We start from the raw sequence: 25,520 nt of genomic DNA on the forward strand, positions 1-25,520 counted from the left end.
CCCCCGCGCGGCGCTACGCCGCTGCACGTCGCACCGAATATGCCTTCGCCGATGTGCGCCGAGCGCTCGCCCATGAGCTCGCCGACGTCGGTTTCGGGGTCGACTGCGGCGATCCCGGCCACGGCACTCGAAATCCCCTCATCGCGGCTGTCATGCGGTTAGTCGCCTGAGGAAAACGAGAAACTTCAGTTCGCAGTTTCAACGGCTCGAATCCATGACGAAGCGGTCAACTGCCGTCTTCAGGTGCAAGGTATCCTTGCATCGACGGTGCGCATCGGAGACGATCCGAGCCTGGCCGGGCGCTCCCGGCATCGGGACCTCACCCGAGCGATCGCTTTGGCCTTTGCCGCGCTCGTCGGCGCCCGCCGCGGAGCGGCGATGACTGAAGCGAAGCGCACATCGCATGTTCGCTTCGCGTCTCGAACGATTGCCCGGATGGCAATTCTTCGAGGTCCCCTGAAGAGCCTCCTTGGACCAGCATGTCGAACCCAGCCTACCTGATCTATCGTGTGCGCCCGGCCTCGCCGCAGGCCCATCTATTCGCGGTCGAACTCTCGATCCCGAATCCGTCTGCCGGGAGCCTGACATTGACGTTGCCGGCCTGGATACCCGGCAGCTACATGATCCGGGACTTCGCCCGGCACGTCGTCCGGCTCGCGGCCGAAGACGCATCCGGTACCCTCGTGCCGGAGAAGCTCGACAAGCAGAGCTGGCACCTCGCGCGCGTGCGCGGCCCGGTCGTCGTGCGCTATGCTGTCTATGCCTGGGAGCTGTCGGTTCGCGCCGCACACCTGGATACGACCCACGGCTATTTCAATGGCGCCAGCCTGTTCCTGCGGGTGGTCGGGCTCGATCGGGTCCCGTGCCGGGTGGAGCTCTCGCCGCCCGAGGGCCAGGAATACCGGGATTGGCGGGTCGCCACCAGCCTGGCGCGCCGCGGGGCCGAGCCGTTCGGCTTCGGCGGCTACGAGGCCGAGGACTATGCGGACCTGATCGACCACCCGGTCGAGATGGGCCGTTTCCGGATCGTTCCGTTCGAGGTCGCCGACGTGCCGCACTGGCTGGTCCTCACCGGCCGCTACCATGCCGATGAGTCGCGCCTCGCCGCGGATCTGACGCGGGTCTGCGGGCAGCATGCCGCCCTCTTCGGCGAACTCCCGATCGATCGCTACCTGTTCCTGGCGATGGTCACGGGCGATGGCTACGGGGGCCTCGAGCATCGCTACTCGTCGAGCCTGCTCTGCGCGCGCGACGACTTGCCGGAGCGGTCCGAGGGCCCCCCGGCCGAGGGCTATCGCCGCTTCCTCGGGCTGTGCAGCCACGAGTACTTCCACCTCTGGCACGTCAAGCGGATCCGCCCGCACGCCTTGTGCGAGGCGGATCTGAGCCGCGAGGTCCACACCCGTACCCTCTGGGCCTTCGAGGGCATCACCTCCTATTACGACGACCTCGCGCTCGTGCGCAGCGGCTGCATCGACGAGCGGGCCTACCTGGGGCTGCTCGCCGAGAACCTCAGCCGCGTCACGCGCAACCCGGGTCGCCGGGTCCAGTCGGTCGCCGCGTCGAGCTTCGATGCCTGGACCAAGTTCTACAAGCAGGACGAGAATGCCCCGAACGCGATCGTCAGCTACTACGCGAAGGGCGCCCTGGTGGCCTTGGCGCTGGACCTGACGATCCGCCGCGAGACCCAGGGGGGGCGCAGCCTCGACGACCTGATGCGCGCGCTCTGGGCGCGCTTCGGCCGGACCGGCCGCGGCCTGGGCGAGCGCGATATCGAGGCGCTCGCCGCCGAGATCGCCGGTCGCGACCTCGGCGACCTCTTCGACCGGGCGCTCGACGGCACCGAGGATCTCGATCTGGCCCCGCTCCTCGCCGACGTCGGCATCGCGCTGCGCCTGCGCCCGGCGCGCGGTCCGAAGGACCTGGGGGGCCTCGTCGACGCCGTCGACGAGGGGCCGCCACCGCCGACGCTGGGGATCCGCCTGCAACCGGCCGGGACCGATCCCGTCGTCCTGAACGTGTTGACCGGCAGCGCCGCGGAGCGGGCCGGGATCGCCCCGGGCGACACCCTGGTGGCGATCGATGGCCTGCGGGTCACCCGCGACAACCTCGCTGGCCTGCTCGGGCGGGCCGCGACCGCCGGGACGGTCACCGTCCATGCCTTTCGCCGCGACGAGCTCATGACCTTCGCCGTAGAGCCCCGACCGGCGCCGGCCGACACCTGCGAGCTGCGCCTCATCGCCGATGCCGCGCCCGGGGTCCTCGCGCGGCGCGCCGCCTGGCTCGGCCAGGCCGAGGTGGGGGCGTGACCGCAGGGGCCGCAGCGGCGGTGCCGCCCACGCACCTGGCCGTCCTGCGCCTCCTCGCCGACGGCGAGCTCCATTCGGGTGAGGCGATCGCTGCGCGCCTCGGCCTGAGTCGGACCGCGGTCTGGAAGGCCCTGGAGAAGCTCGCCGGCCTCGGTATCGAGGTGGCGACGCTGCGCGGGCGCGGCTACCGACTCGTCGAGCCCCTGGAGCTGCTCGATGCCGGCCGGATCCAGGCCGGTCTGTCGGCGGGCGCTCGGGCGCGGCTCGGCGGGGTCGAGGTCCATGCCAGCCTCGGCTCGACGAACAGCCACCTGATGGAGCTGGCCAAGCACGGGGTGGCCGGGGGGCGGGTCTGTCTTGCCGAGCACCAGGAGCGCGGTCGCGGTCGGCACGGCCGCACCTGGGTCTCGCCGTTCGGGCGCAGCCTGCTCCTCTCGGTCCTATGGCGGTATGACTTCGGGATCGCCGGCCTGGCGGGGCTGAGCCTCGCCGCCGGCGCTGCGGTCGCCGATGCGCTGCGCGCCCAAGGAGTCGCGGACATCGCGCTCAAGTGGCCGAACGACCTGCTGTGGCACGGCCGCAAGCTCGCCGGTCTGCTGCTGGAGGCGGCCGGCGAGGCCCATGGGTCGTCGCATGTCGTGATCGGGCTCGGCCTCAATCTGTCCCTGACCCCACGGCAGGCGGCCGAGATCGACCAACCCTGGGTCGATCTCGCCACCGCGCTCGGTCGGCCGGCCGGGCGGATCGAGCGCAATCGACTCGCGGCGACCCTGATCGAGGCGCTGATCGAGGCCCTGGACCGCTTCGGCCGCGAGGGTCTGGCCCCCTTTCTGCCGCTGTGGGAGGCCAGCGATCCCTATCGCGGCGAGCCGATCGCGATCCTCATCGGTTCGCGCACGATCGACGGGATCCATGGCGGCATCGCCGAGGACGGGGCGCTGCGCGTCCTCACCGAGATCGGCGAGCAGACCTTCCAGGCCGGGGAGGTGAGTCTGCGTCCGCCCCGCCGAACCTAGCCCGGCGGTCGTGGCACCGGTCGCGCCGCTCGGTTAGGATGCCCCCATCGCGTACAAGCAAGGCAACCGCGCCATGGGCCTACTGCAGGAGCTCGATGAACTGCCCGAGGGGCTGCTCGCCGTCGCGAGCCACGAGCTCGCGGGGGTCCTCGGTGCCCCGACCCTGATCCATCTGCGCGGCGAGCGCGAGCCGGCGCTCTTCGTCGCGGTCCTGATGCACGGCAACGAGACGGTCGGCTGGGAGGCGATCCGCGCCCTGCTCGGCGAGCGGCAGCAGCGCTTCGGCGCCCTGCGTCTGCCCCGTTCGCTGAGCCTCTTCATCGGCAATGTGACGGCCGCCGCCGCCCATGTGCGCCACCTGCCCGGTCAGCCCGACTACAACCGCGTCTGGCCCGGCAGCGAGCTTCCGCCGACCCCGGAGCACGAGATGATGGCGCAGGTCGTCGCACGCCTGGCCGAGCGGGGTGTCTTCGCGAGCGTCGATGTCCACAACAACACCGGCTGCAATCCGCACTACGCCTGCGTCAACCGGCTCGACGATGCCTTCCTGCACCTGGCCAGCCTGTTTGGCCGCACCGTCGTCTATTTCACGCGGCCGCGCGGGGTCCAGTCGTTGGCGATGGCGGAGCTGTGTCCGGCCGTGACGCTGGAGTGCGGCAAGGTCGGCGATGCCCGCGGGGTCGAGCACGCCCGCGACTATCTCGATGCCTGCCTGCGCCTCTCGGCGCTGCCCGCTCATCCGGTCGTCGCCCAGGACATCGACCTCTTCCGCACCGTCGCCCGGGTGCGGCTCGCCGTGGACGCGAGCTTTGCGTTCGCCCCCGGCGAGGGCGACATCGTCCTCTCCCCGGAGCTCGAGCGGCTGAACTTTCGCGAGCTGCCGCGTGGCACCGCGCTCGGGCGCGTCCACGGCGGCCATGGGTTTCGCCTCGAGGTTCAAGACGAACTCGGTCGCGACGTCGGCGAGGACTACTTCCAGGTCGAGGATGGCGAGCTGCGGCTCAAGCGGGCGGTGATGCCTTCGATGCTGACCTGCAACGAGGTCGTGATCCGCCAGGACTGTCTGTGCTACCTGATGGAGCGCTACAGGGTGCCCGGCGCTGACCGATTCGTATAGACACCCTCTGGCCGGGCGGAAGCGGGCCGAACATGCGACGCTGCCTGCCTCGTCCGGGTTGACACGGGGAGCGGGTGGCCGCGCGACGGGCGCGTGCCGGGTCGCGGGCGGCGAATGAGGGCTCGGCGAGATGGGCCGGCGCGGGCACTCGTGCCCGGGCGGCCGGTCCGCCCCGCGGTTGCGGGATGCCGGCCGGTCGGCGCCTCTAGCCCTTCACCCAGTCGGCGAAGTTGTCGGCATTCTTCTCCTCGCCGTCGGCGTAGCCCGCCTCGTAGGCCTCGGTGATGCGCTGCTCTTCCCGCTTGGGATTCTGCAGGAATCCGCATTGCCAGCCCTGGATGTACTCGTCGTCGACTCCCATCTGCTCCATCTTGGTGACGGCATCGTAGTAGAATTGATTCATCTTCGGTCTCCGAGCTTTGACTGGTTGGGGATCCCTGCCCCCTTGGCTGCTTGTGATCGTGCCGGGGCCGTTGGCCCGACCGCGCACCGCGCGACCGGCGGAGGACCCCGCTGTCCTCGATTATCGACGGAGTGCCACTCGGCCCTGGACGCACGCCCTGAGCCGGCAGACCAATAAGAATACTTTGAACTTCTTATGGATGCCAACGGCAAATGGCAACCCCGCCCGCGGCCGCCGCTCCCCGGCGTCGTGGCGCGGGTCCAGCGCCGCCGCGGGGCTAGGCGGACCGGTCGGGTCTGCGCTACAGTCATCGCCAGTCGGACGCCATCGCCTTGCGCGGCCCCATCGCCAATGAAAACGCTCTCCAGATCCCTCCTGTTGGTCGGATGTCTGGCGCTCATCTCGGGTGGCTCGAATAGCTTCGGCGAGCCCCTCGACCTCGGCCTGGACACCGGCCGCCGACAGATCGCGCTGCCGGACTTCGGCAGCTCCGCCGACAGCCTCCTCTCGACTGGCGAGGAGCGCCGCCTCGGTCGGGCCTTCATGCAGTCGGTGCGCCGGTCGCTGCCGGTCATCGACGATCCTTTCCTCGACGATTACATCAACGGCCTCGGCCATGGTTTGGTCGCGGCCGGCGACGCCAAAGGACGGCATTTCCGCTTCTTCCTCATCGAGGATTCGACCGTCAACGCCTTCGCTGGACCGGACGGTTATGTCGGCGTCTATGCCGGTTTGGTGCTCGCCGCCGAGACCGAGAGCGAACTGGCGGCGGTCCTCGCCCACGAGATCGCCCACGTCACCCAGCGGCACCTGATGCGCGCCTACGAGGATACCCAGAAGATGAGCCTGCCGGCTACGGCCCTGATGATCGGTGCCGCGATCCTCGGCGCCCAGGTCTCGGGTGACGCCGGGGCCGCCGCGATGGCCGGCATCCAGGCGGCGACCCTTCAGCGGCAGATCAATTTCACCCGCGAGAACGAGCAGGAGGCCGACCGCATCGGCATCGCGATGCTCGCCGATGCCGGCTACAACCCCTACGCCATGGCCGGGTTCTTCGATCGGCTCGCGAAGGCGACCCGCATCCAGGAGAGCGCCGCCCCCGAGATGCTGCGCACCCACCCGGTCACGACCAACCGCATCTCCGACGCCCTGGGCCGAGCCGAGGAGTACGGCGTGCGGCAGCGCCCCGACAGCCTGCGCTTCCAGCTTGCGCGCGCCGATCTGCGCCAACGCAGCTATCGTCGGCCCGAGCAGGCGATCGACCACTTCCGCGCCACGCTGCGCGAGGGGCGTTACGCGAACGCGCTGGCCGAACGCTACGGCTATACCCTGGCCCTGATGCGTGGCGACCAACTCGGCGCCGCGCGCAAGGAGCTCGGGCGCCTCCTGGAGGCCCGCCCCGGTCAGGCCGAGCTGCTGGCCCTCGATGGCGAGTTGGCGCGGCGCTCAGGCAACATGGATGAGGCGCTTCGCACCCTGCGTGAGGCCTTCGGGCTCTCGCCGACGAGCCTGCCGCTGCGCATCGCCTATGCCGAGACCCTAATCGATGCGGGGCGGCCGGCCGAGGGCCTGCGGCTCCTGGAGCAGGCCGCCCGGCGCACCGACGGGAGCCCGAGCCTCTACGCGCTGATGGTGCGCGCCGCCCTGAGGGCCGGCGACGAGGCGGCGACCTACCGCTACCGTGCCGAGGAGCAGTACGCCCTCGGCGATATCGAGGCGGCCATCGAGCAGCTGGAGCGGGCCGTGCGCCAGCGCGACCTCTCCTATTATGCGGCTTCGAGCATCCAGGCCCGCCTCGATGAGCTCGAGGCAGAGCGGGTGGCGATGAAGGATGACCCCTGGAGCAAGGGGGCCAGCCAGGATCGCGATTGAGGGCGCCTGCCGCGTGGGCGCCGCGCCGGTCCGTTGCGGATGCGGCCCGCCCGTGTGCTGGCCGGCGCGGTCACGGGCCCCGCCGCCCGGGGGCGCGTCAGGCGCGATCGCGGGCCCCATGCCCTCGAAGGCCGCTTGCCTTCTCCTCGTCGTGCGAGGCCAGCCGCGCCAGCGTCCGCGCGTCGCCGAGCGGTCCCCGATAGAGCTTCGGCAGGGCCTCCGGCCGGCGCCGAAAGCGTTTGTAGGGCCAGAGGAACTGTGCCGGGCGGAGGCGCACGCACTGCTCGATGCCGCGGTTCAGGGCAGTCGCGGCCGTCTGGTCGTCGTCGCCGTCGATCCCCTCTGGGGCCGGGAGGCAATGGATTCGGAATCCGCCGGCCCGCGGCAGTCGCTCGGCGAACATGAAGATGACCGGCGTGCCGGTGCGGCGCGCCAGGCGATTGACCAGGAGCATTGTCAGTGCCGGGACGCCGAAGAAGGGGGCGAAGACCGCCCCCTTGTCCAGCCTCGGCTCTTGGTCCGGGAGGATCCCGACATACTCGCCGCGCTCCAGCGCCTGGACCAGGACCCGGATGCCCTTGGCCGTGATCGGCGCGAGGCGTGCGCCGCCGCGTCGGCGTGCCGCGAGGATCAGGTCATCGAGGTGCTTCTGGGGCTTGTAGAAGATGGCCGTCGGCCCCTGAAGGGAGAGGTAGAGGCCGGCCAGTTCCCAGGCCCCGATGTGCGGCGAGAGCACGATGAGGCCCTTGCCCTCGCGGCGTCGCAGCAACTCGGCGCCGCGCACCTCGCGCACGAGGCCGAGCACCTGCTCGGTCGGTCGCAGCCAGAGGTAGCCGATCTCCAGATAGGTCTTGCCGAACTCGCGGAGGTTCGCGTCGCGCAGCGCGATCTGCTCGGTCGGCGACAGGCTCGGCAGGCAGCTGGCGATGTTGATTAGGGCGTTGCGCCGTTGTCGGTTGGGGATCCAGGTCATCAGCCGGCCGAGCCAGTCGCCCAGGCCGTGGATCACCGGCAGGGGCAGGCGCGCCACGAGACCGACCAGCCAGCGGATCGCCCGCTCGCCCGCCCCCGCTCGTGCGGGCCGACCCGGGGCCGGAGAATTGGCCGCCGTCGCGGGCGACCGATCTGCTGAAGAGGGCAAGGACATAAGCCTCCATTCCAAACGCATGCGCCTGGGGGCGAGGGCGGCCCGCTGCATCGGGCATCGCCACGGTGCCGCGCCCATCCGCTAGACTAGCCGCTCGGCCCCGGCCGCTGTCGGTCCGGGCCGACGCGACGATAAGGCATGCCAAGAACGAGATCCACCAAGGAGATGATTGCGATGACTCAAGCGACGCCGAAAGGCCTCACGCCGCAGCAGGCGCACCAGCTGCTCGAAGGCGACCCGCAGGCCCTGCTCGTCGATATCCGCTCGACGATGGAATACCTCTTCGTCGGTCACCCCGTCGGGGCCGTCCACGTCCCCTGGATCGACGAGCCGGATTGGACCGTGAACCCACACTTCGTCACCGAGATTCGCAAGCTGCTGTTGGGCGGCGTCATCTGCACGGAACAATCGCATTGTGCCCCGGTGATCCTGATCTGCCGCAGCGGCAAGCGCTCGCTCGAGGCGGGCAAATGCCTGCTGGAGAGCGGCTTCCGGCAGGTCTTCCACGTCGACGAGGGCTTCGAGGGGGAGCTCGATGAGCACCACCACCGCGGCACCCTCGGCGGCTGGCGCTGCCGCGGGCTACCGTGGGAACAGTGCTGAGGGCCCCGAGCGAGACCGCCGCGCCGCCGGTCACCGACCGGGCGGCGTTCAGGCGCCGAGCGAGGCCCGTGGCCGGGGCTGGAAGCTCGCCTCGGCGATGAGCCGAGCCTGCTGTCGGTCGACCTCCTGCACCGATCGGCGAGCGACCAGATCCTGCAGGCTGATGCGGCTCAGGTAGTCGTAGATGCAACGGCTCAGGTCCTCCCACAGGTCGTGGGTCAGGCAGGGGCCGTCGCAGTGGCAATCGTGACCGCCGGCGCAGCGGGTGGTATCGACGCTCTCGTCGACGGCGGCGATGATCTCGGCGATGTTGATCTCACCGGCCTGGCGCGCGAGATGGTAGCCGCCGCCCGGTCCGCGCACGCTCGATACCAGTGCCCGCTTGCGCAGCTTCGCAAACAGCTGTTCCAGGTAGGACAAGGAGATCCCTTGGCGCTGGGCGATGTCGGACAGCGAGGTCGGCCCGCGATCGCGATGCAGGGCCAAGTCCAGCATGGCGGTGACGGCATACCGCCCCTTCGTAGTGAGTCTCACGAGAGATGCGCTCCCCTCCGAACAGGATCGCGCAATGGTACGATAACCGACGAAATCGGTCCATTAATCCGCTCGGGCCGCGCCAGATCCGTACGGCGGCCCTTCTCGGGACGACTCGAACCCGGATGGGGCAGTTGGCCTTCGGCCAACAGCCGTCGGTCGCCAACGCCGGCGAGACGTCGACCCGATCCGAGGCTCCTCAGAACAGCTTCTCGAAGATCCGGAAGCCGGCGACGTAGGTGCCGATGACCGAGCCGAGCGTGCTCAGCATGAAGACGAGGAAGATCCGCGCGACGCGATTGCGCCACCAGCCCGTATAGCGGGTCACCTCGGTGCGCAGACGGCTGAAGTCGCCGACGCTCGGGCGGCGCAGCGACAACTCGACGCCGGCCGTGACCAGGCCGACGCCGATCGTCGGGTTCAGCGACGTCAGCGGCGCGGCGGCGAACGCGGCCAGGACGGTCAGCGGATGGCCCCCGGCGAGTGCCGCGCCGCCCGCGGCCAAGGTGCCGTTGATCAGGACCCATTCGACGAGCATCTCCAGGCCGAGCGCAGGACTCTTCGCGAAGCCGTAGAGGAAGCCGGCGAGGATGACGGCGACGACGAGCCACGGCAGTCGGCGCGGCCAGCGGCTCGGCGGTGGCACCTCTTCGAGGGCGCGGACCGTCTCGGCAGGTTGGTCGCCGGTGTCGCCGCGCAGGTGGCGGGCGACGCCGTCGAGGTGCCCGGCACCGACGACGGCGAGCAGGCGCCGGTACCCCTTCTCGGCGATCTCGGTGCGCAGCTTCGCGGCCATGTAGCGGTCGCGCTCGTCGATCAAAGGGATGAAGAGGTCGCGGCGATCCTCGGCGAGTTCGGCGAAGGTCGTCTCGAGCACATCGCCCTCCTTGAGCCGCTCGATCTCCTCCTCGGTGATGTCCTCGCGCGAGACCATCGCCAGGACCAGGCCGACGAAGAGGCTGTAGCGCCGCCACCAGCCCATGTTGCGCACCAGCCGGCGCAGCGTGATGCCGACCTCGCGGTCGATCAGGAGCAGGGGCAGATCGCGTTCCTGGGCCATGCGCACCGCGGTGCGCTGCTCGGCCCCGGCCTCGATCCCGAACTGGTCGGCGAGGCGCTGCTGATAGGCCGACAGCGCGAGGCTCGCGACGACCATGTAGACGCGTCCCTCGCGGATCACCGAGAAGAGGTCCATCCGCGACAGCGAGGCGGGGTCGATCAGCGCGCTGTAGCGGCTGCGGCACAGCTCGACGGCGACCGCGTCGTATTGCCCCTCCTCGATCAGGCGGCGGACCATGTCGGCGCTCGCGCGCGAGACGTGGGCCGTGCCGAGCAGCGTCAGCTCGGCCCCCGCGAGGGAGAGATCGACACGCGGCTCGCCGGGGTTCGCGGCGGCCCCGGCGGTGGCGTCGGGGGGCGAGGTCGGGGAATCGGGCATGCGCATCGCTCCAAAAGGTGGCCATGATACCGCGCCTGCCAGTGTGTCGCAGGGCCTCTTGGTGGCCGCCTGCGGGCTCGCGTATGATGATGCGATCTCCCCCCCGATGGATCCGCCTGCGCCGATGCCGAGAATTCGCGCCGCATCCCCGTTCGTCCTCGTCCTCGTCCTCGTCCTCGTCCTGACCGGTTGCGGCCAGATCCAGCGCGACAAGCAGGACATGGCGCTAGAATCGACGCTGTCGGGCTATCGGGCGGCCTTGCGTTGGGGCTACTACGAGACGGCCTGGGGCTATCTCCACCCCGAGCTGCGCGAGGCCCCGCTGGAGGCCGACTGGGTGGAACGGGTACGCGTCGTCGGCTACGACGTCGTCCAGGACCCGGTGATGGCCGACGAGACGACCGCCACTCAGGTCGTTCAGATCGACTATGTCGACGAGGAGGTGCAGCGGATGCACAGCCTGGCCGACCGCCAGGTCTGGCGCTACGATCCGGACGGCCGCCGCTGGTGGCTCCATTCCGGGCTGCCGGCGTTCCGATGAGGCCGAGGCGTGGCCGATCAGGGCACTGACCCCGTCCCGCGCCGGACGCCGTCCTGGCCGATGGAATCCTCTCCGGCGGCCCGCTTCCTGCTGAACGCGGCGGCCCTCGTGGTGGTCGTCGCCGGCATGCGGGCCGCCGCGCCCCTGTTGACGCCGTTCCTGCTGGCGGTGTTCATCGCGATCATCGCCTCGCCACCGCTGCTGTGGCTCAATCGTCATCGCCTGCCGCTGTGGGCCGCCTTGTTGATCGTCATCGGTGGGCTGGTCGGCATCGGCGGGTTGGTCGCGTCGCTGGTGTCGACCTCGCTCGACACCTTCCTGGTCAAGCTGCCCGACCTCCAGGTGCGGCTCAAGGAGCTCACGCTCGAGCTGCTCGCCTGGCTCGAGTCGTTCGGCCTGCACCTGCCCCCCGAGGCGCTCACCAATTACATCGACCCGAGCAACGCGGTGGCCATCGCTGGCGACTTCATCAGCGGTGTCGGAAACGTCCTCGGCAACGCCGCCCTGATCCTGCTCACCGTGTTCTTCATCCTGCTCGAGGCCGCCGGGTTACCGGCCAAATTGAAGGTTGCGATGAAGTCGCCGGAGACGACGCTGCAACGGCTGCAGCACGTGCTCGACAACGTCAACCGCTACATGGTGATGAAGACGACGACCAGCCTGGCGACCGGGCTGCTGATCTGGTTGTGGCTGACGGTCGTCGGCGTCGACTTCGCCGTCCTCTGGGGGCTCATCGCCTTCCTGCTCAACTTCGTGCCGACGATCGGCTCGTTCGTGGCCGCCGCCCCGGCCGTGCTCCTCGCCCTGGTGCAGATGGACCTCGAGGCCGTCCTGCTGGTCACGCTCGGCTACATTCTGGTCAACGGTCTGATCGGCAACTACATCGAGCCGAAGTACATGGGGCGGGGTGTCGGGCTTTCGACGCTGGTCGTCTTCTCGTCGCTGGTCTTCTGGGGCTGGGTCCTCGGGCCGGTCGGCATGTTCCTGTCGGTGCCCTTGACGATGGCCTTGAAGATCGCCCTCGATGCCTACCCGGACACGCGGCCGATCGCGATCCTGCTCGGACCGGAGATCTTGCCGGGGAGCCGACTCGCCGGCGAGGCCGCCGGGCACGGCGGGGACGAGGGGGAGGCCGGGGATGCGCCCGGCGACGGTGGCGTGCGGGCCGCCTTCAGTGCCGCGAGAGGAGATCCCGCAGCCGACAGAGCACCAGGGCCGGATTGAAGCCGGGCGCGGCCAGGGCCTCGCCGTCGAGGACCGCGGCCAGGGCCCGCGAGGTGTCCCGCTCGCTGGTCAGCCGGACCTCGACACCGCGCCGCGCCATGCGCTGCACGAAGGCGTCGCCGGCGCTGGCGGCGACGATCACGGCGACGTCGTCGAGCGGATGTGGGCCGTCCTCCTGCCAGTGATGCAGTACCTCGCCGCTCGCCAGCTCGAGCCGCTGCGGCGTCACGGCGCCCGTCTCGCTGTCGTGGACGAGCCAGTGCCGGGCCTGCCCGGCGTGGCCGGCGACGTCTGTGTAGTCATGGGTGGCGATCGCGATCTTCATGCGGCGGGATCGGGTAACGGTGGATCGGCCGGCGGTTCGCCGGCGACCTTGTCGTAGATCTCGCCTAGGCGCAGCGTGCAGCCGAGCGACTCGAAGGGGACGTCGGCGTGCGGATCGGTATGGGCGTCGAGGATCCAGCGGCCGTCGGCCTGGCGGGTGAAGACGTCGACGGCGAGCCGGTCCTGGGCGACCAATACGTATTGGCGGAGGCTCGGCAGGCGCCGGTAGAGCGCGAACTTGCCGCCGCGGTCGTAGCCCTCGGTCGATGGCGAGAGGACCTCGGCCACCCAGGTCGCCCGCGTCAGGACGTCACGGCGGCCGTCGTGAAAGGTGGGCGCGTCGCAGAGGACGACGACATCGGGATAGACGCAGGCGTCGGCCGCCTCGATCCGCAGCCGCATGTCGTTGGCCAGCACGGCGCAAGGCCCCGTCTTCAGCCGCTGACGCAGCTCGGCCGCCAGGTTCATGACGATCAGGTTGTGGCTATAGCTCGCCCCCGTCATCGCGAAGACCTGGCCGGCCAGGTACTCGTGCCTCTCGTCGCAGGCCTCGCGCTCGACGGTGAGATAGTCCTCGAAGCTGTAATGGGGCTGCGGCTGGGTCGACATCGGCGGCCTCCCGATCTGGTGCGACGAGTATAGCGCGGTGCGCCCGTTGCGCCGAAAGCCCGTCGCCTTCAGGCATTAACCCTCGACCCGGGCGAGTTGGAGATTGCCGACCGCGTCGCACCAGCCCTGCCAGCCGGGGGCGAGCCAGGTCGTTGCATAGTCGTCGACGAGGATCGCCGGGCCGGCGAGGGGCCGGGCCGGGTCGGCGTGGCGGCGGGCCATCGCGCCGCGCGAGAGCACGGGCACCGGGGCGGCGATGCCGGCGACCCGGGCCGTCGCGGGCCGGGACGGCGCGGGCGGCGCCGCGCCGCTCAGGTCGAGCGCGGGCGCCGGGGCCGTCACCCGCACGCGCAGGTCGACGAGCTCGACCGGCAGCCCGAGGCGGTGGCCGTAGCGCGCCGCGTGGCGCTCGTGGAAGGCCGCCTCGGTCGCCGCGCCGCCCTGCCAGGGCAGGTCGAGCGTAGAGGATTGGCCGCGATAGCGCAGCGCCACCGCGTACTCGGCGGTGAGTTCGGACCTCGCTCGCCCCTCGGCCACGAGCGCCGCGCGGCCCTCGCCGGCCAGCGCCGCGAGTTGGGCCTCGACCTGCGCGTCGGTGCGGGTCGCCAGGATCCCGAGCCAGGTCCGCGACAAGACCCGCCCCGGCGGGGCGACCAGCATCCCGAGCGCCGAGAGCACCCCGGCCTGCACAGGTACCAGGGCGCGCCGCATCCCGAGCGCTTCGGCGAGGGCGCAGACGTGCAGCCCGCCGGCCCCGCCGAAGCAGGTCAGCACATGGTCGCGCGGGTCGCAGCCGCGCTGCACCGAGATCACCCGCAGGGCCCGGGCCATGTGTTCGTTGGCGAGCGCGACGATGCCGCGCGCCGCGGCCTCGGGCGCAAGCCCCATCGCCGCCGCGAGTCGCCCGACGGCGGCCTGGGCCGCGCCGGCATCGAGCCGCAAACGCCCGCCGAGGAAGGCCTCCGGGCGCAGCCGCCCGAGCACCAGATTGGCGTCGGTCACGGTCGGCTCGCGCCCGCCGCGTCCATAGCAGGCCGGTCCGGGATCGGCCCCGGCCGACTCGGGGCCGACCAGCAGGGCGCCGCCGGCATCGAGCCGCGCGATCGAGCCGCCGCCGGCGCCGATCGTGTGCATGTCGACCATGGGCACGGCGACCGGCCAACCGGCGATGCGCCCGGCGCGGGTCAGCTGCGGGGCGCCGTCGATCAGCGCCACGTCGGTCGAGGTCCCGCCCATGTCGAAGGTCAGGAGTCGCTCGCAGCCGGCCAGCCGGCCGACGAAGCCGGCCCCGACCAGCCCGCCGGCCGGCCCCGAGAGCAAGAGACGCACCGCCTGGCGGGCCGTCTGCGCGGCCGCGACCGCCTCGCCCGTGCTCTGCATCACGGCGACCCGGGCGCCGGGCAGGCCCGCGGCCAGCCGCTCCAGGTAGCGTCCGACGAGCGGGCCGACCCAGGCGTTGAGCCAGGTCGCCACGCCGCGCTCGTACTCGCCGGCGACCGGCAGGACCTCGCCCGAGCGGGCGACGAAGAGGCCGGGCGGCAGCGCCGCGGCGATCGCCCGTTCGGCGCCGTCGTCGAGATAGGAGTAGAGCAGGTTGATCGCGACCGCCTCGGGGGCGAGCCGCGCGACGGCCGCGCGCAGCGCCGCGAGGTCGGCCTCCGTCAGCGGCTCGACCTCGGTGCCGTCGGCGGCCAAGCGCCCGCCCGTCTCGAGGCACAGCTCGGCCGGCACCGGCGGGCGGCGCGGTGGCGGTTGCAGGTCGTAGAGGTCCGGGCGCGCCTGGCGCCCGATCGTCAACAGGTCCGCGAGGCCGCGGTTCGTGATATAGGCGGTGCGTACGCCCTTGCCCTCGAGGACCGCGTTGGTCGCGACGGTCGAGCCGTGGATCACGTGCAGGCCGGTCGGGTCGAGGCCGAGTTCGGCGATCCCCTGGAGGATCGCCCGTTCGGGCGCCGCCGGTGTCGACAACACCTTGTGCACGCGCACGCCGGCCCCGTCCCAGACGACGAAATCGGTGAAGGTCCCGCCGGTGTCGATGCCGATCACCCGCATCGTCTGGGTCTCGCGGCGACTGGGCCGTGGTGGGTGGTTGGCGGCATGGGATCGCGGCTGTCCGAGTCGGTTGGGCATCTGGGAACGAGAGGGCGACGATACGGGCTCGGGTCGGCATCGGCAAGGTCAGCGGGGGTGGGGGTCCGATCCGTTCTGTGGCCCTTTTCGAGGCGGTCGAACGGTCGCCGTTCGCCCCTCGTCCTGGTGCGCCAGGGAATCCCTGCGATCCAGGGCGGCCGACGGCGCGCCTTGGGCCGGCCTGTCGGCGATCGGCTACTTGTCTTTATCGGGCGAAGGGTGCATGATCCGGCCCCATGAGCAGCATGGATATCGGCTTGGAACCCTTCGGGATCGGCATGGCGCCGGCGAGCGGGCTCGATTGCCTATCCAGCTATTGGCGTGGCTATTGGTTTTTTGGCTTTCACTTCGAGAGCCACGGGCCCGCCTGAGCGCAAGATTCAGCATCGATCCGGAAGGCAGCCCACTCGACCAGTAGGCTGCCTTGGCAAGAGAAGACCCCGGTAAGGCAGCCGCCTTCCGGGGTCTTTTCGTTTCGGGGTCGCCCACTCAGCATGGGAGCCGGAGAGATGAACGAGAGCGACAATTGCGCCGAGCAGCTTGCCGACATGGAGATCCCCGGGGGCGAGCCGGGCCTGGTCTACCAGCCGCTGACGAGCCCGCGCGTCCTGCATCAGCGCTATCCGCTGAGCGCGCGGGGCCGCCAGCAGGTGGTCACCGCCCGCGTCTCGCTGCGGCGGATCCTCCAGCGCCAGGACCCGCGCCTGATCCTCGTCCTGGGTCCCTGCTCGGTGCACGATCCGGTGGCGGCCCTCGATTACGCGGTGCGTCTGAGCGAGTTGGCCAGGCGCGTCGACGAGACGCTCTACGTCCTGATGCGCGTCTATGTCGAGAAGCCGCGCACGCGGGTCGGCTGGAAGGGGCTGCTCAGCGATCCCTATCTCGACGGCACGGCGGCGCTCGACGATGGGCTGGAGCTCAGCCGGCGGCTGATGCTCGAGGTCTCGGACCTCGGGCTGCCGGTCGCCGTCGAGGTCTTGCAGCCGCTGGTCGCCCCGTATCTGCAGGACATCGTCGCCTGGTCGGCGGTCGGGGCGCGCACCAGCGAGTCGCAGATCCATCGCGAGCTGGCCAGCGGCCTGCCGTCGGTGGTCGGCTTCAAGAACGGGACCGACGGCAGCCTGGAGGCCGCCGTCAACGCCATGGTCGCCGCCCGCGCCCCGCACTGCTTCCCGAGCCTGGACCACGAAGGTCGTGCGGCCGTCGTGCACACCTCGGGCAACCCCCATACCCACCTGATCCTGCGCGGCGGCCGCCACGGCCCCAACTACTCGCCGGCCGAGGTCGCGGTGGCCGAGCGGGCGCTGCGCGGGGCGCAGTTGCCGGAAAACATCCTGATCGACGCCAGTCACGAGAATTCCTACCGCGATCATGGTCGGCAGGGCGAGGTCGTCGAGGCCGTCGCCGGGCAGATCGAGGCGGGGAACCGCTCAATCGTCGGTCTGATGCTGGAGAGCAACCTGGTCGCCGGCAAGCAGGCCTGCGACGCCCCGCGGGGGCTGCGCTACGGGGTGTCGATCACCGACGGCTGCCTCGACTGGGAGGCCACCGAGGCCCTGGTCCTGGCACTCGCCGAGCGGGTGCGCCCGGTCCTCGCGCAGCGCGTTACGTGACGGCGATCGTCGGCGGCGATCGAGGCATTAAAGACAATCGATTTCAAGTCTTGCGCGGTCGCCGCTAGACTTCTACCCAACGGCTCGCGGGGGAATCGGGGCGGCGGTGCCGCCCCACCCGCGGCGCGGTTCGACCCAACGACGAGAGCCTTCCATTCAGGAGAGCACGCATGAGCAAGTCCATGTCCATCGATATCGGTATCTCGGCCCCGGATCGCGAGGCGATCGCCGGTGGGCTCGCTAAGCTCCTGGCCGATTCGTACACCCTCTATCTGAAGACCCACAACTATCACTGGAACGTGACGGGTCCGATGTTCAACACGCTGCACCTGATGTTCGAGACCCAGTACACCGAGCTCGCCGCCGCGGTCGACGAGATCGCCGAGCGGATCCGCGCCCTCGGCCATCCGGCCCCGGGGAGCTACAAGGCCTATGCGTCGATGACGGAGATCCCGGAAGAGGACGATACGCCGGACGCCGAGGAGATGATCCGGCGCCTGGTCGCCGGGCAGGAAACGGTCGTGCGCACGGCCCGTTCGATCTTCCCGCTCGTCGATGAGGCCCATGACGAGCCGACGGCGGACCTGTTGACGCAGCGGATGCAGGTGCACGAGAAGAACGCCTGGATGCTGCGCAGTCTCCTCGGGCGCTGAGTCCTGCGTGATCATCCTGGCGTCGCCGGCGCGTGCTGCGCCGAGCAGAGGCCCCGGGGCCTCTGTCATTGCGCCGTCGATACCTCGTAGGCCAAGCCCTCGCGCGCGAGTTCTTCGCAGAGCGCCGCGAAGGCCGTCTCGATGCCGGCCCGCCCGCGCAGGCCGAGCAGGACGTGCGGCGGCGGCCCGAGGTGTGGCAGGCTGAAGAGCTTCTGTTCGGGGAAACGAGGGCCGAGTCGGCGCATCAGCGGGATCAGGCGACTCTCGGGGACGCCGACGATCCGTACCGCCAGCGCCCGCAGCGGTTCGCCGGCGATCGGGTACCTGTCCTCGATCACCGATTGCGCCATCGGCCAGGCCATCTCGGGGAAGCCCGGCAGGAAGTGGTGGTCGCGCAGCTGGAAGCCCGGGATGCGGTTGACCGGATTCGGGATGAGTTCGCTGCCCTCGGGCAGATCGGCCATCGCGATGCGCTCCGGGTAGGCCTGCGGCCCGAACCGCCCCTCGATCAGGGCCGCGGCCTGCGGGTGACGGGACAGCGCGACGCCGGCCGCCGCGGCGGCGCAGGCGCGGGTGTGGTCGTCCGGGGTCGCGCCGATCCCGCCACAGACGAAGACGGGCCCACCGCACGCCATCGAGAAGCGCAGGTGCGCGGTGACGACCTCCGGCTCGTCGGGCAGCAGCCAGTACCAACCGAGATCGAGACCCCGGCCCTGCAACAGGGCCTTGAAGTGGGCCAGGTGCCGGTCCTGCCGGCCGCCGCCGAGCAGTTCGTCGCCGATCACGATCAGGCCGAAGCGCAACGGCGGCGGGCCGGTGGTCTCCGGTGGGCTCACGGCGCCCCCGCGGGCGGTGCGGCGAGGGCGCGTTCGATCGCCTCGACGAGCCGGCGGCCCTCGGGGGGCGTCACGCTCGAGAAGTGCCCCGCCAGGCGTCCCCGGCGGTCGACGAGGTACTTGTAGAAGTTCCACTTCGGGTAGGGCGCGCCGGCCTCGGCGAGGCGCTGGAACAGCGGATGGGCATGGCCCCGCTTTACCGAAACCTTCTCGAAGATCGGGAACTCGACGTCATAGGTCAGCCGGCAGAACTTGGCGATCTCCGCCTCGTCGCCCGGCTCCTGGTGCAGGAAGTCGTTCGACGGGAAGCCGAGCACGACCAGGCCCTGGTCCCGATAGCGTCGATAGAGCCGTTCGAGGCCCTCGTATTGCGGCGTGAAGCCGCACTTGCTCGCGGTGTTGACGATCAAGAGCACCTGGCCCCGGTAGGCGTCGCACAGGCGCACCCGTTCATCGTCGGCGAGGCGTCGGACCTCCAGGTCGAGCAGCGGCGGGCAGGTTGCGTCGGTCGTTGCGGCGGCCAGGGCCGTCGTCGTGAACGAGGGGGCGATCATCGTCTGTGGGCTCCATTCGGCGTCGATTCTGGAGCCCAGATTGTGGCCGGATCGGGGCAAATCCAGCGCTCGGGCGCGCGAGCGGGCTTTGAAAAGCCGTCGCGGCGCACCGATGTCCGGCCCATACCGACAACGCCATCAGCGAGGATGCAGAGCATGAACGAGTGGGTCAGAGGCAAGGTCGTCGCCAAGCGGCGCTGGAAGGACGGGCTCTATAGCATGCAGGTCGACGCGCCGATCGCCGACTTCACAGCCGGACAATTCGTCAAGGTGGCGCTGGACATCGGCGGCGATCGCGTCGGCCGACCCTATTCGCTGGTCAATCCGCCGCAGGAGCGGCCGCTGGAGATCTACTTCAACGAGATCCCCGAGGGACCGCTGACACCTCGGCTCTCGGAGCTGGAGCCCGGCGACCCCGTGTGGTTGTCGGCGGCGGCCAGCGGTCTCTTCACCCTCGAGGGGGTCGCGCCGGGCCGCGAGCTCTGGCTGCTGGCGACGGGTACGGCCCTCGGCGTCTATCTCTCGATTCTGCGCACGCCCGACCCCTGGCGGGCCTTCGAGCGCGTGATCCTCGTCCACGGCGTGCGCGCCGCCGACGACCTGACCTATGGCGAGACCATCCAGTTGCTCGCCGACGCGCACGGCGAGCGTTTCACCTTCGTCCCGCTCGTGAGTCGCGAGGTCCACGGCGAGGCCCTCGCCGGGCGGGTCACCGACCTGCTGGTCAGCGGCGAGCTCGAGCGACGCGTTGGCGTGCCCATCGCCCCGGAGCGCAGCCATGTCATGCTCTGCGGCAACTCGGCGATGATCAAGGATGCCCGGGCGATCCTCGAGGGCCGCGGGCTCGTGCGCCGCCGCGGCCAGACCCCTGGGCACTACACGACCGAGCACTACCACTGAACCGGGCGTTGCCGCGCCGCCCGCGATTGCCGCCGCCACTGAGGGCGCCGCCGCGCGGGCGGCAGATCCTCAATCAGCGCCGGCCGGCGGCACCAACTGCACGAGCGCGACGGCGCCGTGGCGGTAATGCGTCTCGAGTGCGAGCCCCGGGTAGCGCGCGGCCAGGTCGTCGAGGGCGTCGATGCGCAGGAAGACCAGGTCGCCGGCCTCGGGCGGGCGGTCGGGTGTCGTCGCGTCGCGGTAGACGCTGAAGCTCGGCAGCGCCGTGCGATAGGAGACGGTCGGGAGATCGAGTTCCCGCGCCATGAGCGCGGCCTCCTCGACCGGCCCCTGGACGACGTCCAGGACCCGCGGCGCCAGGATTCCGTAGACGAACACGATATGGACCAGGCCCATCAGGACCAGGCCCTGCCAGGGCCAGATCTTGCGCCAGCGGATGATCGCGAAGAGGGCCGCGAGCCCGCCGACGAGGTACCAGTTGTAGCCGAGATCGAGGGCGCCGATGCCGTTGGCGAGCAGGACGCTGACGTGCGGCGCCGCGACGAACCCGTTGATCGTCGCGAGGATCTGGGGCAGGAAGAACAGCAGCGCGAAGAAGATCACCGGCGGCGCATAGGCCAGCCAGCGGTTCGTGAGTTCCTCGCGGTGCCGGGCCATCAGGATGAACAGCGGCGCGCTGCCGTAGATGAGACCGTGCGGCAGCCCGGTGGCGGAGAAGGAGAGGACGACGAGCGCGGTGAGGAACCAGATCCAGAGGAAGCGCTCCAACGGCAACTGCCAGGAGTCGCGCAGCCCGGGCAGGAGCTGGAGGAACCAGCCGGTGAAGGGCAGCAGGATCAGCGGCAGCAGGATCAGGTAGTCGCCGATGAAGCCGCCGGAGCCCAGCACGGCGTCGCCGGATTCGCCGGCCCGGTACCCGAGGCCGACGTCCCCGAGGGCGTCGGCGCCGTGCCCGAGATAGAGCCCCAGGTACCAGGAACCGGCGACGAGGAGCAGGATCGCCCAGCCGAGCGGCGAGACGGCGGCCCGCAGCCAGGTCTTGAGTACCCCCCCCGACCAGAAGAACAGGAGGCTCGCCACCGCCGGGATGACGAGGGCCACGGGTCCCTTCGTCAGGACGCCGAGCGCCATCCACAGGTAGGCGCGCAGCAGCGGGCCGCGCGCCGGGGCGTGCCAGAAGCGGTAGAGCTCGAAGAGGGCAAGGGCGATGAAGAGGTTCAGCAGCGCGTCGGCGACGGCCGCCTTGGCGATCGCCGAGACCCCCAGCGACAGTGTCATCGCGATCGCGGCCACGGTCGCCGTCTCTTCATCGGTCTTCTCGCGGACGAACCACCACAGCGCCAGGATCCAGAGGCTCGCCGCCAGCGCCGACGGCAGGCGCAGGGCCAATTCGTCGAAGCCGAGGAGCTGGGCCGAGGCGGCCTGGAGCCAGGAGGCCAGCGGCGCGCCGTCCCCGAGGGGCGCGATGAGGTCGCCGCTCGCGAGCACCTGGCGCGTCATCTCGGCGAGGGTCCCCTCGCCGGCGTCGTAGAGGGGCGAGCCGCCGATCTGCCAGAAGAAGGCCAGTGCCACGACGGCCAGGATGAGCCATCGCGAGTGCAACGCCCGGTCGGTGTAGTCGGCGACCCGGCTCATCGCTCGCCCCGCCAGCCCGCGGTGGTCGGGTCGCTCTGCCAGGCGATCGCGTGATCGGTGCGGTGGGTCGAGGCGTAGAAGGTTCGCGTGAGCATCTCCGCAAGCACTCCCGTGGTCAGGAATTGAATCGAGGCGACCAGGCACAGGATACCAACGAACAGCAGGGGCCGCCCGCGGATCTCCTCGCCCGGCCAGAACTTGATGACCGCCAGATCGGCCATGATCGCCGCGCCGAGAGGCCAAAGATCAGGCCGATGGCGCCGAAGAAATGGTCCGGACGGGCACGAAAACGCAGCGAGGGGAAGGCGGCCAGCAGGTCGAGCGGGACCCGGACGGTCCGCGACAGGCCGTGCTTGGACTCCCCATGGCGCCTCATCGCGTGGTCGACGAGGCTCTCGCCGATCCCCTCCGGTGCCGTCACGCCGGCGACCCACGCCGGGATGCAGCGGTGCATCTCGCCGAACAGGTGCACCTCCCGGATGACCTCGGCGCGGTAGACCTCGAGGCGGCAACCGTAGTCGTGCAGGCGCACGTCGGTGATGGCGGCGATCAGGCGGTTGGCGATCCACGACGGGATCCTGCGCAGCGGCCCATCCAGCCGGTCGCGACGCCAGCCTTGGAGCAGATCCAGATCGCGCGCGAGGGGCTCGTCGACGAGCCGCGGGATGTCCCCTGGGTCGTTTCTGCAACTCGCCGTCGAGGGTCGCGATGAGCCCGCCGCGGGCGGCGTCGAGGCCGGTCTGCATTGCCGCCGTCTGACCGAAGTTGCGCCGCAGGCCGATCAGGCGCACATGATCGCCGTACCGTGCCGTCCCCTCGCGCAGGCGCCGGGCCGGGCCGTCGTGGCTGCCGTCGTTGACGCAGATCGGCTCCCAGCGCCCGCGGTACGCGGCGAGCCCCTCGTGAACGCGGGCAAGGCGCGGGGCGCCGTTGTCGCGTTCGCGATCGAACGGGACCACGACGGACAGCGATGGGGTCTCTGCGACGGGCGGCGAACTCTTCATCGTCTGGGCGGTCTACCGGGGTGCCGGGCGGCGGCCGGTCGCCGAAGCTAAACGGGACGTGCGCGAAATTCAAGCCGGCCGCGAGGTCGGGGCGGCGCCCGTCGTCGCCTCGGCGGTCGCCGAAGGGGTTCGGCGACGGGCTTGAAATGCGCCGCGCCGCGCATTACTTTACATAACGCAGGCGCTCATCGGAGGCCTGCGACCCATGCGGTTCCTTGCGAACGCATCGATTGTCATATTGCTCATTGGAGGATATGTCCATGACGACCATTGACTTTTCCCCGTTGTTCCGGTCCGTGATCGGCTTCGATCGTCTTGCCGGCGCGCTCGAGTCCGCCTATCGAAGCGAGTCGGGTGGCTATCCGCCCTACAATGTCGAGATCGAAGACGAGAACAAGTACCGCATCACGATGGCGGTCGCGGGATTCAGCGAGGGCGACCTCGACCTCGAGGTCAAGGAGAACATCCTGACCGTCACCGGTCACCGGCCGGATGACGAGAAGGAACGCCGCTACCTCTACCGCGGCATCGCCAACCGTAGCTTCGAGCGCAAGTTCCAGTTGGCCGACTATGTCCGGGTGGTCGACGCCCGGCTGGTCAACGGCCTCCTGCACATCGCCCTGGTGCGCGAGGTGCCGGAGGCGATGAAGCCGCGCAAGATCGAGGTGCGCGGTGCCGATGGCGGTCACTTCATCGAGGCCGAGAAGAAGGTCCAGCGCGCCGCCTGACGCTGAGACCAGAGGCCGGGCCGACGCCCGGCCTTTTTCATTCTCGCTGAGGACTGACGACACCCATGATGTGCCCCAACCGTTCGCCCGTGCGTCGCGGCCGAGCCCGCCGTCGCTGGCCCCTGCTTTTGTGTTTGGTCCTGCTCTCGATCGGCCCGGCGGTGCCGGCGGCACTGCCGGCCGCGGTCGGCGGCAAGGAGTTACCGAGCCTCGCCCCGATCCTCGAGCGCGCCGTACCGGCGGTCGTCAACATCGCGACCGTCACCCGCATCGAGATGGCCGAGCATCCGCTCCTGCGCGACCCCTTCTTCCGCTACTTCTTCGACATCCCGGAGCACCGCGAACGGCGCGGTCAGAGCCTCGGCTCCGGCGTCATCGTCGACGCCAAGGCCGGCCTGATCCTGACCAACTACCATGTCGTCAGCAAGGCCCAGCAGATCGAGGTGACCCTCCACGACGGGCGCACCCTGATGGCCGAGTTGGTCGGCTCCGACCCCCAGACCGACGTGGCCGTCCTGCGGGTCCCGGCCCAGGGGCTGACCGACATTCCGCTGGCGGACTCCGATGCCCTGCGGGTCGGGGATTTCGTCATCGCCATCGGCAGCCCGTTCGGGCTGGCGCAGACCGTCACCTCGGGCATCGTCAGCGCGTTGGGCCGCTCCGGGCTCGGCATCGAGGGCTACGAGAGCTTCATCCAGACCGATGCCTCGATCAACCCGGGCAACTCGGGCGGGCCGCTGATCGACCTGCGTGGCGAACTCGTCGGCATCAACACCGCGATCCTCGCGCCGGGCGGCGGCAACGTCGGCATCGGCTTCGCGATCCCGGTCAACATGGCCCGTAGCGTCATGGAACAGATCGTCGAGCACGGCGTCGTGCGCCGCGGCCTCTTCGGCATCGCCGTCCAGGACTTGACGCCAGAGCTCGCCGGGGCGCTCCAGGCCGACATCTACCGAGGCGCGGTCGTTGCCCAGGTGGAGTCGGGCACGGCCGCCGAGCGCGCCGGGCTGCGTCCGGGCGATGTCGTCGTCGCGATCGACGGGATCGAGGTACAGGGGGCGGCCGATCTGCGCAACCGCATCGGCCTGAAACGGATCGGTGACAAGGTCGAGCTGACGATCCTGCGCGACGGCCGGCAGCGGATGGTTCGCGGGGTCATTGCCGATCCCTACGCGAGCTTCACCGACGGTGTGCGCGTCAGTCGCAGCCTGGCCGGCGCCCGGCTCGGCGACGGTGCGATGGCGACCCAGCGCGGGCAACTCGCCGGCGTCGCCGTCGGCACCGTCGAGGAGGAGAGCCCGGCCTCGGAGGTCGGGTTGCGTGAGGGCGATCTGGTGGTCGAGGTAAATGGACAGCGGACAGGCAGCCTGGAGGAGCTGCGTCGCGTGCTGCGCCGCTTCGGCGGCCTCGCGAGCCTGAGCATCTGGCGCGACGGGCAGTTGCTGCAGATCTCGCGGCGCTAGCCCGCGAGGGCGGCGCTCAGTCCACCGGGTGGCCCGCCCCAGTACCCGGCCGGGGGGCCGCCGCGCTGCCGGCCTGGTCCTGTTCGCCGTCCGGCCCCTCGTCGGTGCCGCCGTTGGATCGCGCCTTCGCGCCCCAACGAATGCGCCCGGGGGAGACGGTCCCGCCCGAGATGATGAAGGTCATCGCCTCATCGACGCTCCAGTCGAGGCTGACCAGTCGCTCTTTGGGCACGATCTCCAGGTACCCGGAGGTCGGGTTCGGGGTCGTCGGCACATAGACGGCCGCGAGTTCCACGCCGCCCTCCTCGTCGCGCATCGTCTCGGTGACGAAGCCGACCGCCTTCATCTCCTTGTGCGGGAATTCGATCAGCACGACGCGTTGCAGGTCCGGGCGGTGCTGGAACGACTGTACGAGTTGCTTGGTCGAGCCGTAGACCTTCGTCACGAGCGGGATGCGCTCGACCAGCGCCTCCATGAGCGAGAGCAGTCGCCGGCCGACGACGATCGATGTCGCCCAACCGAGGAGGTAGATTGCGCCGATCGTGAAGAGGATCGCGAGCAGCGACTGCAACCAGGGCACCTCGAGCATCCAGCGGGCCAGCTCCGGCGAGAAGTCGCGCACCGACATCGCCATCGCCCGCACCGTCGGCTTGCCGAAGTTCGAGAGCTGGCGCAGGAAGAAGTCGAAGACGAAGACGGTCACCAGGATCGGGATGATGGTGATGACCCCGGTCAGCAGATAGTGCCTGGACGGAAAGTCGTTTTCAATCGCAAGAACAATGCCTTATAATCGAATCGGGCACCGGAAGTCGAGCGGCCGGAAGCCGTCTGGGCCCACGGCGCCGCCGCTAACTGCCTGATTGTTCG

The 25,520-nt window shown here is 70.2% G+C and carries 24 protein-coding genes and 1 pseudogene; 13 read left to right on the forward strand and 12 right to left on the reverse strand.

Features of this window, described 5'->3' with window-relative positions:
- Window positions 1-479 precede the first annotated feature (479 nt).
- The 3 genes from CKO41_RS14290 (at window position 480) to CKO41_RS14300 (ending at window position 4,442) form a co-directional block, all read left to right on the forward strand.
- The gene (locus tag CKO41_RS14290; protein WP_200382829.1) at window positions 480-2,309 is read left to right on the forward strand and encodes a M61 family metallopeptidase; all 1,830 of its coding nucleotides are present in this window, start codon (window positions 480-482) and stop codon (window positions 2,307-2,309) included.
- Entirely contained in the window at window positions 2,306-3,325 is a 1,020-nt protein-coding gene (birA, locus tag CKO41_RS14295) for a bifunctional biotin--[acetyl-CoA-carboxylase] ligase/biotin operon repressor BirA (RefSeq protein WP_338115592.1), read from the forward strand. The genes CKO41_RS14290 and birA overlap by 4 nt, the downstream gene beginning before the upstream one ends.
- A 73-nt stretch (window positions 3,326-3,398) precedes the next feature.
- Entirely contained in the window at window positions 3,399-4,442 is a 1,044-nt protein-coding gene (locus CKO41_RS14300; RefSeq protein WP_200253969.1) for a M14 family metallopeptidase, read from the forward strand.
- Between the two features lie 205 nt (window positions 4,443-4,647).
- On the opposite strand, the gene CKO41_RS14305 is transcribed toward CKO41_RS14300, so the two are convergent.
- The gene (locus CKO41_RS14305) at window positions 4,648-4,845 is read right to left on the reverse strand and encodes an Alvin_2107 family globule sulfur oxidation protein (protein WP_200253967.1); all 198 of its coding nucleotides are present in this window, start codon (window positions 4,843-4,845) and stop codon (window positions 4,648-4,650) included.
- A gap of 378 nt (window positions 4,846-5,223) precedes the next feature.
- Here CKO41_RS14305 and CKO41_RS14310 point away from each other — a divergent pair, with 378 nt between their 5' ends.
- The gene (locus tag CKO41_RS14310) at window positions 5,224-6,717 is read left to right on the forward strand and encodes a M48 family metalloprotease (RefSeq protein WP_242464341.1); all 1,494 of its coding nucleotides are present in this window, start codon (window positions 5,224-5,226) and stop codon (window positions 6,715-6,717) included.
- Between the two features lie 97 nt (window positions 6,718-6,814).
- Here CKO41_RS14310 and CKO41_RS14315 read toward each other — a convergent pair whose 3' ends face one another.
- Window positions 6,815-7,747 (reverse strand): lysophospholipid acyltransferase family protein, encoded by a 933-nt coding sequence (locus CKO41_RS14315; RefSeq protein ID WP_338115593.1) that lies wholly within the window; start codon window positions 7,745-7,747, stop codon window positions 6,815-6,817.
- 291 nt (window positions 7,748-8,038) lie between these two features.
- Here CKO41_RS14315 and CKO41_RS14320 point away from each other — a divergent pair, with 291 nt between their 5' ends.
- Window positions 8,039-8,467, forward strand: a complete 429-nt coding sequence (locus tag CKO41_RS14320) for a rhodanese-like domain-containing protein (RefSeq protein WP_200253961.1) — start codon at window positions 8,039-8,041, stop codon at window positions 8,465-8,467.
- Between the two features lie 48 nt (window positions 8,468-8,515).
- Here the strand turns inward: CKO41_RS14320 and CKO41_RS14325 are convergent, their stop codons facing one another.
- Together CKO41_RS14325 and CKO41_RS14330 are read right to left on the reverse strand one after the other, a co-directional pair.
- The gene (locus CKO41_RS14325) at window positions 8,516-9,001 is read right to left on the reverse strand and encodes an Rrf2 family transcriptional regulator (RefSeq protein WP_200253959.1); all 486 of its coding nucleotides are present in this window, start codon (window positions 8,999-9,001) and stop codon (window positions 8,516-8,518) included.
- A gap of 199 nt (window positions 9,002-9,200) precedes the next feature.
- Window positions 9,201-10,439, reverse strand: a complete 1,239-nt coding sequence (locus CKO41_RS14330) for a TraB/GumN family protein (RefSeq protein ID WP_200253957.1) — start codon at window positions 10,437-10,439, stop codon at window positions 9,201-9,203.
- A 124-nt stretch (window positions 10,440-10,563) separates the two neighbouring features.
- On the opposite strand from CKO41_RS14330, the gene CKO41_RS14335 reads away from it, so the two are divergent.
- Together CKO41_RS14335 and CKO41_RS14340 are read left to right on the forward strand one after the other, a co-directional pair.
- Window positions 10,564-10,980, forward strand: a complete 417-nt coding sequence (locus tag CKO41_RS14335) for a hypothetical protein (RefSeq protein WP_200382832.1) — start codon at window positions 10,564-10,566, stop codon at window positions 10,978-10,980.
- A gap of 60 nt (window positions 10,981-11,040) precedes the next feature.
- The gene (locus CKO41_RS14340; protein ID WP_200382834.1) at window positions 11,041-12,204 is read left to right on the forward strand and encodes an AI-2E family transporter; all 1,164 of its coding nucleotides are present in this window, start codon (window positions 11,041-11,043) and stop codon (window positions 12,202-12,204) included.
- Here the strand turns inward: CKO41_RS14340 and CKO41_RS14345 are convergent.
- The 3 genes from CKO41_RS14345 to CKO41_RS14355 all read right to left on the reverse strand — a co-directional run bounded on the left by CKO41_RS14345 (window position 12,152) and on the right by CKO41_RS14355 (window position 15,189).
- A complete protein-coding gene (locus CKO41_RS14345; protein ID WP_200382836.1) occupies window positions 12,152-12,529 on the reverse strand; it encodes a NifB/NifX family molybdenum-iron cluster-binding protein in 378 nt (125 codons plus the stop codon). The genes CKO41_RS14340 and CKO41_RS14345 overlap by 53 nt on opposite strands.
- Entirely contained in the window at window positions 12,526-13,137 is a 612-nt protein-coding gene (locus CKO41_RS14350) for a Uma2 family endonuclease (RefSeq protein ID WP_200382838.1), read from the reverse strand. The genes CKO41_RS14345 and CKO41_RS14350 overlap by 4 nt, the downstream gene beginning before the upstream one ends.
- 75 nt (window positions 13,138-13,212) lie before the next feature.
- Window positions 13,213-15,189 (reverse strand): hydantoinase/oxoprolinase family protein, encoded by a 1,977-nt coding sequence (locus CKO41_RS14355; protein WP_200382840.1) that lies wholly within the window; start codon window positions 15,187-15,189, stop codon window positions 13,213-13,215.
- A gap of 314 nt (window positions 15,190-15,503) precedes the next feature.
- Between CKO41_RS14355 and CKO41_RS18950 the strand changes: the two genes are divergently transcribed.
- From CKO41_RS18950 to CKO41_RS14365, 3 genes are all read left to right on the forward strand, one after another.
- Window positions 15,504-15,638, forward strand: coding sequence for a hypothetical protein (locus tag CKO41_RS18950; protein WP_274607568.1), 135 nt, complete (start codon window positions 15,504-15,506; stop codon window positions 15,636-15,638).
- 138 nt (window positions 15,639-15,776) lie between these two features.
- Window positions 15,777-16,880: a 3-deoxy-7-phosphoheptulonate synthase gene (locus CKO41_RS14360; RefSeq protein WP_200251860.1), complete on the forward strand. Its 1,104-nt coding sequence runs from the start codon at window positions 15,777-15,779 to the stop codon at window positions 16,878-16,880.
- Between the two features lie 170 nt (window positions 16,881-17,050).
- Window positions 17,051-17,533: a Dps family protein gene (locus tag CKO41_RS14365; RefSeq protein ID WP_242464342.1), complete on the forward strand. Its 483-nt coding sequence runs from the start codon at window positions 17,051-17,053 to the stop codon at window positions 17,531-17,533.
- Between the two features lie 65 nt (window positions 17,534-17,598).
- Here CKO41_RS14365 and CKO41_RS14370 read toward each other — a convergent pair whose 3' ends face one another.
- Window positions 17,599-18,369, reverse strand: coding sequence for a molybdopterin-binding protein (locus CKO41_RS14370; RefSeq protein ID WP_200382842.1), 771 nt, complete (start codon window positions 18,367-18,369; stop codon window positions 17,599-17,601).
- Complete coding sequence (locus CKO41_RS14375; RefSeq protein WP_200382844.1) at window positions 18,366-18,923, reverse strand: glutathione peroxidase; 558 nt, start codon at window positions 18,921-18,923, stop codon at window positions 18,366-18,368. The genes CKO41_RS14370 and CKO41_RS14375 overlap by 4 nt, the downstream gene beginning before the upstream one ends.
- A 156-nt stretch (window positions 18,924-19,079) precedes the next feature.
- On the opposite strand from CKO41_RS14375, the gene CKO41_RS14380 reads away from it, so the two are divergent.
- On the forward strand, window positions 19,080-19,823 hold the full coding sequence (locus CKO41_RS14380; protein ID WP_200251863.1) for a ferredoxin--NADP reductase: 744 nt from the start codon (window positions 19,080-19,082) through the stop codon (window positions 19,821-19,823).
- Window positions 19,824-19,892: 69 nt separating this feature from the next.
- On the opposite strand, the gene CKO41_RS14385 is transcribed toward CKO41_RS14380, so the two are convergent.
- Window positions 19,893-21,458, reverse strand: a complete 1,566-nt coding sequence (locus CKO41_RS14385; protein WP_200382846.1) for an ArnT family glycosyltransferase — start codon at window positions 21,456-21,458, stop codon at window positions 19,893-19,895.
- Window positions 21,455-22,462, reverse strand: a pseudogene (locus tag CKO41_RS19185) (glycosyltransferase family 2 protein). Before CKO41_RS19185 ends, CKO41_RS14385 begins: the two are co-directional and overlap by 4 nt.
- Window positions 22,463-22,722: 260 nt before the next feature.
- Here CKO41_RS19185 and CKO41_RS14395 point away from each other — a divergent pair.
- Window positions 22,723-23,190, forward strand: a complete 468-nt coding sequence (locus tag CKO41_RS14395) for an Hsp20 family protein (protein ID WP_200251866.1) — start codon at window positions 22,723-22,725, stop codon at window positions 23,188-23,190.
- 65 nt (window positions 23,191-23,255) lie between these two features.
- A complete protein-coding gene (locus tag CKO41_RS14400; RefSeq protein WP_200251867.1) occupies window positions 23,256-24,653 on the forward strand; it encodes a Do family serine endopeptidase in 1,398 nt (465 codons plus the stop codon).
- Window positions 24,654-24,669: 16 nt separating this feature from the next.
- Here CKO41_RS14400 and CKO41_RS14405 read toward each other — a convergent pair whose 3' ends face one another.
- Window positions 24,670-25,356 carry a DUF502 domain-containing protein gene (locus CKO41_RS14405; RefSeq protein WP_338115594.1) on the reverse strand — a complete coding sequence of 229 codons (687 nt, stop codon included), beginning with the start codon at window positions 25,354-25,356 and terminating at the stop codon, window positions 24,670-24,672.
- Window positions 25,357-25,520 lie beyond the last annotated feature (164 nt).

It is taken from the genome of Thiococcus pfennigii (assembly GCF_016583835.1).
GTDB classification, from domain to species: Bacteria; Pseudomonadota; Gammaproteobacteria; order Chromatiales; family Chromatiaceae; genus Thiococcus; species Thiococcus pfennigii.

Excerpts from the sequence above, each read along its gene's own strand:
- CKO41_RS14385 (WP_200382846.1), bottom strand. The coding sequence starts at position 21,458 with ATGAGCCGGGTCGCCGACTACACCGACCGGGCGTTGCACTCGCGATGG.
- CKO41_RS14350 (WP_200382838.1), bottom strand. The coding sequence starts at position 13,137 with ATGTCGACCCAGCCGCAGCCCCATTACAGCTTCGAGGACTATCTCACC.
- CKO41_RS14335 (WP_200382832.1), top strand. The coding sequence starts at position 10,564 with ATGCCGAGAATTCGCGCCGCATCCCCGTTCGTCCTCGTCCTCGTCCTC.
- CKO41_RS18950 (WP_274607568.1), top strand. The coding sequence starts at position 15,504 with ATGAGCAGCATGGATATCGGCTTGGAACCCTTCGGGATCGGCATGGCG.
- CKO41_RS14305 (WP_200253967.1), bottom strand. The coding sequence starts at position 4,845 with ATGAATCAATTCTACTACGATGCCGTCACCAAGATGGAGCAGATGGGA.
- CKO41_RS14320 (WP_200253961.1), top strand. The coding sequence starts at position 8,039 with ATGACTCAAGCGACGCCGAAAGGCCTCACGCCGCAGCAGGCGCACCAG.
- CKO41_RS14300 (WP_200253969.1), top strand. The coding sequence starts at position 3,399 with ATGGGCCTACTGCAGGAGCTCGATGAACTGCCCGAGGGGCTGCTCGCC.
- CKO41_RS14345 (WP_200382836.1), bottom strand. The coding sequence starts at position 12,529 with ATGAAGATCGCGATCGCCACCCATGACTACACAGACGTCGCCGGCCAC.
- CKO41_RS14375 (WP_200382844.1), bottom strand. The coding sequence starts at position 18,923 with ATGATCGCCCCCTCGTTCACGACGACGGCCCTGGCCGCCGCAACGACC.
- CKO41_RS14290 (WP_200382829.1), top strand. The coding sequence starts at position 480 with ATGTCGAACCCAGCCTACCTGATCTATCGTGTGCGCCCGGCCTCGCCG.
- CKO41_RS14380 (WP_200251863.1), top strand. The coding sequence starts at position 19,080 with ATGAACGAGTGGGTCAGAGGCAAGGTCGTCGCCAAGCGGCGCTGGAAG.
- CKO41_RS14395 (WP_200251866.1), top strand. The coding sequence starts at position 22,723 with ATGACGACCATTGACTTTTCCCCGTTGTTCCGGTCCGTGATCGGCTTC.
- CKO41_RS14365 (WP_242464342.1), top strand. The coding sequence starts at position 17,051 with ATGAGCAAGTCCATGTCCATCGATATCGGTATCTCGGCCCCGGATCGC.
- CKO41_RS14400 (WP_200251867.1), top strand. The coding sequence starts at position 23,256 with ATGATGTGCCCCAACCGTTCGCCCGTGCGTCGCGGCCGAGCCCGCCGT.
- CKO41_RS14340 (WP_200382834.1), top strand. The coding sequence starts at position 11,041 with ATGGAATCCTCTCCGGCGGCCCGCTTCCTGCTGAACGCGGCGGCCCTC.
- CKO41_RS14360 (WP_200251860.1), top strand. The coding sequence starts at position 15,777 with ATGAACGAGAGCGACAATTGCGCCGAGCAGCTTGCCGACATGGAGATC.
- CKO41_RS14330 (WP_200253957.1), bottom strand. The coding sequence starts at position 10,439 with ATGCCCGATTCCCCGACCTCGCCCCCCGACGCCACCGCCGGGGCCGCC.
- CKO41_RS14355 (WP_200382840.1), bottom strand. The coding sequence starts at position 15,189 with ATGCGGGTGATCGGCATCGACACCGGCGGGACCTTCACCGATTTCGTC.